Annotated in this window: 1 protein-coding gene; it reads right to left on the bottom strand. The window is 75.6% G+C overall.

Translation table 11 applies throughout. The features are described from left to right. Window positions 1–299 (bottom strand): GNAT family N-acetyltransferase (locus tag AOK00_RS07475; RefSeq protein WP_159041694.1); only part of this gene is annotated, 299 nt, incomplete at both ends.

The raw sequence follows: 299 nt of genomic DNA, 5'->3' as shown, positions 1-299 counted from the left end.
CGGGGCGGCGCCGGTCGGCCACCGCCCAGCCCCAGCGCGCGTACCGGTCCGTCAGTTCCGGAACGTCGAGGGTCATGAGGAGGGCCGGCCCGGGCTTCACGGCCGTGAGCAGGGCGTCGTGGAGGCCGCGGCCGATGCCACGTCCCTGGTGACCGGGGACGACGACGAGCTCGGCGAGTTCGAAGGCGTTCTCACCGCCGGTCAGGACGGTGTCGGTCCAGCCGGCCGCGAACCCGAGCAGGGCGCCGTCGGCGTCGAGCGCGACCACCGCGGTGAAGTCGTCCCTCCGCGCGGCCGAG

Origin of the sequence: Streptomyces aureus (assembly GCF_001418135.1) — a bacterium.
Taxonomy (GTDB): domain Bacteria; phylum Actinomycetota; class Actinomycetes; order Streptomycetales; family Streptomycetaceae; genus Streptomyces; species Streptomyces aureus_A.
The sequence above is the reverse complement of the archived record's forward strand: the minus strand, read 5'-3'. Positions and strand labels throughout refer to the sequence as shown.